The following is a 10,332-nucleotide window of genomic DNA, read 5'->3' as shown; positions in this document are numbered from 1 at the left end:
GCGCAAAGGTCGCTGTAGCACTTTGAATTGCTGCATGTTTTTGTCCTTTAATCGGGTACGATTAAAGGAAACATGCAGTAGCTACGATGCAGAAGGTGACGCCCGCTCATCGCGGGCGTCACGGGTGCCATCGGGTTCGCTTGCGCGATCGCTAGCCGAGTTCGCTCGCCGCAGCTGAGGCGAAGAAGTCTTCCGGGTCCTCGACTTCGACCAGCCGGCGCTTTTCGATCAACCAGAAGCGGTTGCCGACATTGCGCACGAAGCTGCGGTCGTGGGAGACCAGAAGGCAGCTCGTCTCGTGTTTCAGCAACTCCGCCTCGAGTGCCTCCTGGCCCTCGATGTCCAGATGGTTGGTCGGCTCGTCAAGCAGGTAGAAATTCGGCTCCTTCAGTCGCAGTACCAGCATGGCGAGGCGCGCCTTCTGGCCGCCGGAGAGTCGGCCGATTGCCTTCTCCTGCATGTCGATGCCGACACCGGTACCGACAAGGAAGGTGCGCGCCCGCTGATCGCCGAGCGAAAAGCGGCGGGAGAGGGCGGCAAGCGGCGTCTCGTCGTCCGAAAGCCCGGCAAGCGCCTGGTCGCTGTAGCCGAGCACCAGCGAAGGCGTCGCCTTCAGTGTATCTGGCGCGCGGCCGGGCTCCTCGATCGCGGCACGGATCAGGTTGACGAGCCGCGTCTTGCCGGCGCCGTTTTCGCCCAAGAGCACGATGCGATCGCCCTGGCAGATCCAGCGCTTGCCGGTGCGGAAGAGCGCCGTGCCGTCCGGCGTTTCGACCGGGACGTCGTCCAGTGTCACCAGGATCTTGGCGTGGGTGCCGCGGTTGGCGAGCCGGATCGCGCCGGCGGAGCGCTCCTGATGCGCCGGTTTCGCCGCGTCCTCCAGCCGTTCGGCTCGCTGCTTCAACTGTTTCGTCTTCACGGTCAGCAAATCGCTGCCGGAATTGATGCCGATGTTGTTGAGCTTGGCGGCCTGGCGGCGAAGCTGTTGCGCCACCTTCATGTCACGCTGATAGCGCCGCTCCTCGGAGGCGTCCACTTCATCGAGGGTAGCGCGCGCCCGCGAATAGGGGAGCGCGAAGATTGGCGATTGCTCGGGTCTGAGGAACAGCGTCCGGTTGGTGGTGGCGTCCAGGAAGGCGCGGTCGTGGCTGGCGACGAGCACCGGCACGTCGCGCGGCAGGGCGTTCAGCCAGGCTTCGAGCCGGGCGATCTTGGCGAGATCGAGGTGGTTGGTCGGCTCGTCCAGGAGCAGGGCGTCCGGATCGCTGACCCAGACGCGGGCGAGAAGCATGAGCCGCTGCCAGCCGCCGCTCAGTTCCGAGACCGCACGCTGGCGCAGCACTTCCGGCACGTCGAGCGAATCGAGCACGATGTCGACGCGCCAGCTCTCATTTTCCGCCTGGTCGGCCGGAAGGGCCGAAAGAACGGCGTCGTGGAAGGAGAGGGGCAGCAATGCGGCCGCAACGTTCTGCTCGACATGGCCGATGGTCAGGCTGCGTGAGCGCGTGATTTCCCCGGCCGTCGGATCGAAGCTGCCTGCGATCGATTTCAGCAGGGTCGTCTTTCCGCGGCCATTCGCGGCGACGATGCCGATACGGTCACCGGCGGCGACGGAGAGGTTGAGGTTGGAAAAAAGCGGTGCGCTCAGGCTGACACCGAGGTTGCGGATATTGATCAAGGCCATGGTCGTTCTCTGGACTGCGCGAGCGACGACGAGACATCCGTGGCGGCACTTCGGGCCGGGTTTCCGGATGATTGCACCCGGAACAGCACGCATGCTGTCAACGGGCCGTCGGCTCGGTATTGGAAGACGATGCAGGCGCTTAAACCGAAATGGTTCCGCACTGCATCACTCTGGGCAGACCAGGGATAGGATCGCGATTTTCGCGAAAGGATGTCTGGTCAGCCCTGCAAACGCATCTGCAGGGCTTGGACGGGGCCACGCTGGCGGTGGTGCCGGAAAAATGTCATCACGTGCAGCCCCCCTTTCTCGAATTCAAGTTGCGAGCCACCTTTAGCATCGAAGCCGGTAATTTTCAACGTGGCATTGCGGGGTCTATCGGTACGGATGTTTCCGTGAATTCCTGTCCTGGGCAATATTGTTGCGAAATGCACCGGTCGTGGTGCACGGCGCGGTCCGAATCTGTGTCCGCTTGCCATTGCGTGCCGCCCCCTGATCCGCTAAGAGACGCCGCGACTTTCCGCTCCCCGAAGCGGTGACTGCCGATGTCCGAGAAGTCTCCCAAGCTTTTTGACCGTCGGGTGCTAAGCGGGGGCTTTCCTGTCACGCGCGCCTGCGCGCGCTAAATTGGGTACCGGTAGAGGCACATGGCACGCATCGTGATGAAATTCGGCGGAACCTCCGTCGCTGATTTGGACCGCATCCACAATGTCGCCCGCCATGTGAAACGCGAGGTCGATGCCGGCCACGAAGTCGCCGTCGTCGTTTCCGCCATGTCCGGCAAGACCAATGAGCTGGTCGGCTGGGTGCAGAACATGCCGAAGGCAACCGGCGCCAACTCGCCGTTCTACGACGCGCGCGAATACGATGCGATCGTTGCTTCCGGCGAACAGGTGACGTCCGGTCTGCTTTCGATCGCGCTGCAGTCGATGGGCATCAACGCCCGCTCCTGGCAGGGTTGGCAGATCCCGATCCGCACCGACAACGCCCATGGCGCTGCCCGCATCCTCGATATCGACGGCGCCGAGATCATTCGCCGCATGGGCGAGGGCCAGGTAGCTGTCGTTGCCGGCTTCCAGGGTCTCGGTCCCGATAATCGCCTCGCCACACTCGGCCGCGGCGGTTCCGACACCTCGGCCGTTGCTATCGCCGCTGCCGTCAAGGCCGACCGTTGCGACATCTATACCGACGTCGATGGCGTCTACACGACCGACCCGCGCATCGAGCCGAAGGCGCGGCGGCTGAAGAAAATCGCGTTCGAGGAAATGCTGGAAATGGCATCGCTCGGCGCCAAGGTGCTGCAGGTGCGCTCGGTCGAGCTTGCCATGGTGCACAAGGTCCGCACCTTCGTGCGGTCGTCTTTCGAAGATCCCGATGCGCCGGGCATGGGTGACCTTCTCAATCCGCCCGGTACGCTGATTTGTGATGAGGATGAGATCGTGGAACAGGAAGTCGTAACCGGCATTGCCTATGCCAAGGATGAAGCCCAGATTTCGCTGCGCCGTCTCGCCGACCGGCCGGGCGTCTCCGCTGCGATCTTCGGCCCGCTTGCTGAAGCCCATATCAACGTCGACATGATCGTTCAGAACATCTCCGAGGACGGTTCGAAGACCGACATGACCTTCACGGTTCCGTCGGGCGATGTCGACAAGGCACTGAAGGTGCTCGGCGACAACAAGGAAAAGATCGGCTACGACGTCGTCCAGTCCGAGGCCGGCCTCGTCAAGGTATCGGTCATCGGCATCGGCATGCGCAGCCATGCCGGCGTCGCCGCGTCCGCATTCCGCGCGCTTGCCGACAAGGGCATCAACATCAAGGCGATCACTACTTCCGAGATCAAGATTTCGATCCTGATCGACGGTCCCTATGCGGAATTGGCGGTTCGCACTTTGCATTCCGCTTACGGTCTCGATAAGAGTTAATCGACAGACGACCGATTTGGGATTCGCGGCGGTTTTGCCCGCGTATCCCCTTGCCGCCGTCACCTCTATTTCGGGAGACCCCACGCGATGAGAGACCTTTCCGCAGGTCCGCGCGTTCTCCTCAAGCGGTTGCGCGAGTTGATGGCGGAACCGCTGGAGCCGCAGGAGCGCCTTGACCGTATCGTGCGCCAGATCGCGCAGAACATGGTTGCGGAAGTGTGTTCGGTCTATGTGCTGCGTTCCGACGGCGTGCTCGAACTCTACGCGACGGAAGGTCTGAACAAGGCGGCCGTCCACCTGGCGCAATTGAAGATGGGGCAGGGCCTCGTCGGCACCATCGCCGCCTCGGCGCGGCCTCTTAATCTTTCCGACGCACAGTCGCATCCGGCCTTTACCTACCTGCCGGAAACCGGTGAAGAGATCTACCACTCCTTCCTCGGCGTGCCGATTCTGCGCACGGGCCGCGCACTTGGCGTTCTCGTCGTCCAGAACAAGGCGATGCGCAACTATCGCGAGGACGAGGTCGAGGCGCTCGAGACGACCGCCATGGTTCTCGCCGAGATGGTGGCGACCGGCGAGCTCAAGAAGATCACCAAGCCCGGCCTCGAGCTCGACCTCTCGCGTCCCGTCTCGATCGAGGGCAACAGCTATGGCGAAGGCATCGGCCTTGGCTATGTCGTCCTGCACGAACCGAGGATCGTCGTCACCAACCTCCTCAACGAGGACACCGACCAGGAACTGCAGCGACTTGCCGAAGCGCTGGGGTCGCTGCGCATCTCGATCGACGATATGCTGTCGCGCCGCGAGGTGTCGATGGAGGGCGAGCACCGGGCGGTGCTCGAAACCTACCGCATGTTCGCCCATGATCGCGGCTGGGTGCGCAAGCTCGAAGAGGCGATCCGCAACGGCCTGACAGCGGAGGCGGCAGTCGAGCGCGTCCAGAGCGAAACCAAGGCGCGGATGATCCGGCTGACGGACCCTTACCTGCGCGAGCGCATGCATGATTTCGACGATCTGGCCAACCGCCTACTGCGCCAGCTTTCCGGCTATGGCGCCAAGCTTTCGGCCAGCGATTTCCCGACCGATGCGGTGATCGTCGCGCGCGCCATGGGCGCTGCCGAACTGCTCGACTATCCGCGCGAAAACGTGCGCGGTCTGGTGCTCGAAGAGGGCGCCGTCACCAGCCACGTGGTGATCGTTGCCCGTGCCATGGGCATTCCGGTCATTGGCCAGGCGACGGGCGCGGTGGCGCTTGCGGAAAACCGCGATGCGATCATCATCGACGGCGACGATGCCAAGGTGCACTTGCGGCCGCTCGCCGACCTGCAGCGCGCCTACGAGGAAAAGGTTCGCTTCCGGGCACGGCGCCAGGCGCAGTTCCGGGCGCTGAAGGACGTCGAGCCGCTGACGAGAGACGGCAAGCGCATCACGCTGCAAATGAATGCAGGCCTGCTCGTGGACCTGCCGCATCTGAACGAGGCGGGGGCAGAAGGCATCGGCCTGTTCCGCACCGAACTTCAGTTCATGATCGCCTCGACCATGCCGAAGGCGGAAGAACAGGAAGCGTTTTACCGCAGTGTGCTGAAGCAGACGGGCGGCAAGCCCGTGACCTTCCGCACCCTCGACATCGGCGGCGACAAGGTCGTCCCCTATTTCCGCGCAGCGGAAGAGGAAAATCCGGCACTTGGCTGGCGTGCAATCCGGCTTTCGCTCGATCGCCCGGGTCTGCTGCGGACCCAGCTTCGCGCGATGCTGCGCGCGGCGGCCGGTGCCGAGCTCAAGCTGATGCTGCCGATGGTCACCGAAGTTTCCGAACTCAGGATTGCACGCGACCTGCTGCAGAAGGAAATCGAGCGGCAGTCGAAACTTGGCGAACAGTTGCCGCGCAAGCTGCAGTTCGGCGCCATGCTGGAGGTGCCGGCGCTCTTGTGGCAGCTCGACGAACTGATGATGGAAGTGGACTTCGTCTCGGTCGGCTCGAATGATCTCTTCCAGTTCGCGATGGCGGTCGATCGGGGTAATGCCCGCGTATCCGATCGTTTCGATGTGCTCGGGCGGCCGTTCCTCAGGATCCTGCGCGACATCGTGCGCGCCGGCGACCGGCACGAAACCCCGGTGACGCTCTGCGGCGAGATGGCGAGCAAGCCGCTCTCGGCCATGGCGTTGCTGGGCTTAGGTTTCCGTTCGGTTTCGATGTCGCCGACGGCCGTAGGGCCGATCAAGGCGATGCTGCTGGCGCTCGACGCGGGCAAGCTTGGTGCCGCGCTCAATGCGGCGCTGGACGACACACGCGACCAGACGTCCGTTCGCCAGATGCTGGTGGATTTCGCCGCGGAAAACGGCATTCCGGTTTAGATTGAATTGACGCGTCGCGACCCTCGTCCGGACCATGATCCGGGCGAGGGGAGATGCATTTGGAGTGAGACTTGGCAAAGCTTCCCGTTGAAAAGATGCGCGAACTGGAACGGCGGTTCGGTGAGATCGAGGCCCGCATGTCGGCCGGCCCGGCCGCGGACGTTTATGTCAAGCTCGCCTCGGAATATTCCGAACTGCAGCCGGTCGTGACGAAGATCCGCGCCTACGAGAAGGCGATGACCGAGCTTGCCGACATCACTGCCATGCTCGCGGACAAATCGACCGATCGGGAGATGCGCGATCTCGCCGAAATGGAAAAGCCCGAGGTCGAAGCGACGATCGAGGCACTGGAGCAGGAAATCCAGATCCTGCTTCTGCCGAAGGATGCGGCCGACGAGAAGAGTGCGATCCTCGAAATTCGCGCCGGTACCGGCGGATCGGAAGCGGCGCTTTTTGCCGGCGATCTCTTCCGCATGTACGAGCGCTACGCGGCCGGCAAGGGCTGGCGCGTCGAGGTGCTTTCGGCGAGCGACGGCGAGGCCGGCGGGTTCAAGGAAATCATCGCAACAGTTTCCGGGCGCGGGGTGTTCTCGCGGCTGAAATTCGAATCCGGCGTGCACCGGGTGCAGCGTGTACCGGAAACCGAGGCGAGCGGCCGTATTCATACATCGGCGGCAACCGTCGCCGTGCTGCCTGAGGCCGAAGACATCGACATCGAGATCCGGCCCGAGGATATCCGCATCGACACCATGCGTTCGTCGGGTGCCGGCGGTCAGCACGTCAACACGACGGACTCGGCCGTGCGCATCACCCACCTTCCGACCGGTCTCGTCGTCACCAGTTCGGAAAAGTCGCAGCACCAGAACCGGGCAAAGGCGATGCAGGTCCTGCGCTCGCGCCTCTACGATATGGAGCGCCAGCGCGCCGACAGCGAACGCTCGGCCGACCGCAAGAGCCAAGTGGGCTCGGGCGACCGCTCCGAGCGCATTCGCACCTATAATTTCCCGCAGGGCCGCCTCACCGATCACCGCATCAACCTGACGCTCTACAAGCTCGATCGGATGATGATGGGCGAGATCGACGAGGTCGTCGATGCGCTGCTTGCCGACTACCAGGCGAGCCAGCTGGCGCTGCTTGGCGAACAGCGGGGCTGAGCCATGGCGGAAACGCTCGCGAGCCTCGTTGCCGAAAGCCGCGACCGCCTGCAAGCGGGCGGCATAGAGAATGCGGCGCTCGATGTGCGGCATCTGATCTCCGGCCTGCTCGACATGTCGCTGAGCGCGGTCGTGTCTCGGGGCAGGGACCCGATTTCGGATGAGGACGCTACCCGGATCCGGGTGGCGGTGGCGCGGCGACTGGCACGCGAACCGGTCTACCGTATTCTTGGTGAACGCGAATTTTTCGGCCTGCCGCTGAAACTTTCGAAGGAAACGCTGGAGCCTCGCCCGGACACCGAGACGCTCGTCGATCGGATGATCCCTTATCTGCGTGCGGTGGTAGCGCGAAAGGGCGGTTGCGCGCTTATCGATCTCGGCACCGGTACTGGGGCGATTTGTATCGCGCTGCTGTCGCAAGTTCTTGAAGCAAGGGGCACGGCTACCGATATATCCAAGGACGCACTGGCAACGGCGACGGCGAATGCAGCTGCGCTCGGTCTTGCGGATCGGTTCCGGCCGCTTCTCAGCAACTGGTACGAAAAGGTGGATGGTCGCTACGATGTGATCGTCTCAAATCCGCCGTATATCCGGTCCAGTGTCGTCCATGAGCTTGAGCCGGAGGTGAGACTTCACGACCCGGCCGCAGCGCTTGATGGCGGAGAAGACGGGCTTGATGCCTATCGCGCCATCGCTTCTCAGGCTGGTCATCATCTTGAGACAAACGGCGTGATAGGCTTGGAAATCGGTTTCGACCAGAAAGAGGCGGTGACGGCGTTGTTTAGCGCCGAAAATTTCCGTCTGCGTGAAGAGGCGAAGGATCTCGGCGGTAATGACCGCGTCCTGATCTTCGAACGCGACACAAACCGTTGAAAAAATGCTGCACTGACGCATCTTCTTTCTTGCACAGGCAAAGAAAGGGCTTGGAATCCCAGAGGAAGCGGGCTAGTTTGCCCGCGCACTGGGCAGAAGGTCATGGACCTAAGATTCGTTCCGGTATGACCTGGCCACGGGGATTGCTCTCAAGAAAGAGTTGCTAGGGTTCAACAAGTGCCTTGTGCGGGTACCTGTTAATTTGACGCCAGTCGGCGCCGAAGCCGCCATTGTGCGAGCGCAACGGCGCGTGTTCTGTCGGGCGTGAACGGATCCGGCCGGAAGACGAAACCACATGATCATCATTATCAAGAGAATTCGGGTGAATGTACTATGAGGCCAGGACAGCAAAACAAGCGCGGCCGCGGGCGGAATAACAATAGCAACAACAATAACAATGGAAATAACAACAACCACAACCGCAAGGGCTCGAACCCGCTGACGCGGACCTATGACAGCTCCGGCCCGGATGTGAAGATTCGCGGTACTGCTCAGCACATCGCCGAGAAGTACTCAGCGCTTGCGCGCGATGCACAGAGCTCCGGCGACCGCGTCATCGCAGAAAACTACCTTCAGCACGCCGAACACTACAACCGCATCATTGCTGCCGCACAGGCGCAGATGCAGGACCGGTTCCAGCGTGATGACCGTCAGGATTTCCGCGGCCACGACGGGTCCGATCAGGACCAGGACGATCTGGATCAGGGCTACAGCGACGACATGCCGACCCCGGTTGCCGCAGCTCAGGCACCTGCTCCCGAGCCGCAGCCTGTCGTCATCGACGGCACGGGCCCGCAGCCGGTGATCGAAGGCACACCGGCGGAAGTCGCGATGGAAGAGGAAGCCCCGGCTGCCTCCGGCCGCGCCGCATCCCGCCGCCGCAACGCGCCGCGTCCACGCCGTCCGCGCCGCAGCGCACAGGAAGGTGCCGCTGACGAAGCCCAGGCTTCGGGCGATGCCGCTCCGGAAGCACCGGCGCTCGCCGCTTCCGAATAAGCGGCGGTCTATCAGCGTTGCCCATTCTCAGGGCACGACAAAAACCCGGCCTGTCACGGCCGGGTTTTTCTTTGTCTGGTCATCGGCGATCAAAGTAAGCATCCGGTGAAGGCCGCAGGTCATGCGGCCTGAGCGTTCAGAGCCTTTGGTGTCCAATTCCACGGAAGCAATTGCTGCAGCCTGCTGACCGGCGTGTCTGCAATGTTGGCGAGGACGTCGGCAAGCCAGGCCTGCGGATCGATATCGTTGAGCTTAGCACTCATGATCAGCGTCGCCATGAAGGCGGCACGATCAGCACCACGATCCGATCCGGCGAAGAGCCATGACTTCCTTCCAAGGGCAAAGCCTCGCAATGCCCGTTCGGCTGCATTGTTGGTCAGGCAAATCCGGCCGTCGTCGAGGAAGGACGTGAAGCCGTCCCAACGCTTGACCATGTAATCGATCGGCTCAGAGACTGGGGAACTGCGCGACAGTTTTGCCCGCTCGGTTTGAAGCCAGTCGCGCAGGTCGCCGACGAGCGGCAGGCTGTCCCTGCGACGACGCTCCAGGCGTTGGTCGGCGGCAAGTCCGTTGATCTCCCGCTCGATGTCGAACAGGGCATCCATCCGTTTGACGGCTTCAAGTGCCATCGGCGAGATCGGCGCGGCGTTCTTTCCGCGCTTGGCATTCGTGGCGATGTCGGCCAGCACGAAGAACTTGCGCCTCGCGTGCGACCAGCAGAGCGCCTGCGTCAGCGGACCGGGATCGCGATCAACCTTGAACAATGGATTGTAGCCGCCATAGGCATCCGCCTGAAGAATGCCGGTGAAGGTCTTCAAGTGACGTTCGGGGTGCTCCTGTCGCCGGTCTCGCGAAGCATAATAGAGTGCCGCCGGCGGAGACTGCCCGCCGAAAGGCCGGTCATCCCGGACATAGGTCCATATCCGGCCGGTATCGGTCTTGCCCCTCGCTAGGATCGGCACAGTCGTGTCATCGCCATGCACCCGCTCGGCAGCCAAAACATGCGCCTCGATCAGTGAATGAATGGGCTTGAGCGCTGCCGCACAAGCGCCGACCTGGTCGGCCAGCGTCGACAGGCTAAGATCAACCCCTTCGCGGGCATAGCGCTCACTCTGCCGGTTCAGCGGCTGATGTTGGGCGAACTTCTCAAACAGGATCATTGCCAGCAAGTTTGGCCCGACAAAGCCGCGCGGCGTCACATGGAAGGGGGCTGGCGGTTGGGTAATCTTCTCGCATTCGCGGCAGGAGAACTTCTCCCGCACTGTCTGGATCACTGTAAGCGACAAGCCGGGGCCGTTCAGGCGGCGTAGTTCCACGGCATGAGCGCGTCAATATCGCTGCTGGGCCATCC

The 10,332-nt window shown here is 62.7% G+C and carries 6 protein-coding genes and 1 pseudogene; 5 read left to right on the top strand and 2 right to left on the bottom strand.

The annotated features are described in order from the left end of the window. Positions 1–151 precede the first annotated feature (151 nt). Positions 152–1,684, bottom strand: coding sequence for an ABC-F family ATP-binding cassette domain-containing protein (locus AC070A_RS34305; protein WP_058323926.1), 1,533 nt, complete (start codon positions 1,682–1,684; stop codon positions 152–154). A 644-nt stretch (positions 1,685–2,328) separates the two neighbouring features. On the opposite strand from AC070A_RS34305, the gene AC070A_RS34300 reads away from it, so the two are divergent. The 5 genes from AC070A_RS34300 to AC070A_RS34280 all read left to right on the top strand — a co-directional run bounded on the left by AC070A_RS34300 (position 2,329) and on the right by AC070A_RS34280 (position 8,981). Beyond that, a complete protein-coding gene (locus AC070A_RS34300) occupies positions 2,329–3,603 on the top strand; it encodes an aspartate kinase (RefSeq protein ID WP_057254802.1) in 1,275 nt (424 codons plus the stop codon). Between the two features lie 87 nt (positions 3,604–3,690). Further along, positions 3,691–5,958 (top strand): phosphoenolpyruvate--protein phosphotransferase, encoded by a 2,268-nt coding sequence (gene ptsP / locus AC070A_RS34295; RefSeq protein WP_057254803.1) that lies wholly within the window; start codon positions 3,691–3,693, stop codon positions 5,956–5,958. A gap of 71 nt (positions 5,959–6,029) precedes the next feature. Continuing rightward, entirely contained in the window at positions 6,030–7,112 is a 1,083-nt protein-coding gene (gene prfA / locus AC070A_RS34290) for a peptide chain release factor 1 (RefSeq protein WP_057254804.1), read from the top strand. Positions 7,113–7,115: 3 nt separating this feature from the next. Further along, entirely contained in the window at positions 7,116–7,985 is an 870-nt protein-coding gene (gene prmC, locus AC070A_RS34285; protein ID WP_058323928.1) for a peptide chain release factor N(5)-glutamine methyltransferase, read from the top strand. Between the two features lie 333 nt (positions 7,986–8,318). Beyond that, on the top strand, positions 8,319–8,981 hold the full coding sequence (locus tag AC070A_RS34280) for a DUF4167 domain-containing protein (RefSeq protein ID WP_057254806.1): 663 nt from the start codon (positions 8,319–8,321) through the stop codon (positions 8,979–8,981). A 119-nt stretch (positions 8,982–9,100) separates the two neighbouring features. On the opposite strand, the pseudogene tnpC reads toward AC070A_RS34280, so the two are convergent. Beyond that, positions 9,101–10,255 (bottom strand): annotated as a pseudogene (gene tnpC, locus AC070A_RS34275) (IS66 family transposase); the annotation flags it as partial. Positions 10,256–10,332 lie beyond the last annotated feature (77 nt).

This window comes from Ensifer sp. GW101-20A05 (genome assembly GCF_059424735.1).
The sequence above is the reverse complement of the archived record's forward strand: the minus strand, read 5'-3'. Positions and strand labels throughout refer to the sequence as shown.

Excerpts from the sequence above, each read along its gene's own strand:
- AC070A_RS34305 (WP_058323926.1), bottom strand. The coding sequence starts at position 1,684 with ATGGCCTTGATCAATATCCGCAACCTCGGTGTCAGCCTGAGCGCACCG.
- AC070A_RS34300 (WP_057254802.1), top strand. The coding sequence starts at position 2,329 with ATGGCACGCATCGTGATGAAATTCGGCGGAACCTCCGTCGCTGATTTG.
- ptsP (WP_057254803.1), top strand. The coding sequence starts at position 3,691 with ATGAGAGACCTTTCCGCAGGTCCGCGCGTTCTCCTCAAGCGGTTGCGC.
- prmC (WP_058323928.1), top strand. The coding sequence starts at position 7,116 with ATGGCGGAAACGCTCGCGAGCCTCGTTGCCGAAAGCCGCGACCGCCTG.
- AC070A_RS34280 (WP_057254806.1), top strand. The coding sequence starts at position 8,319 with ATGAGGCCAGGACAGCAAAACAAGCGCGGCCGCGGGCGGAATAACAAT.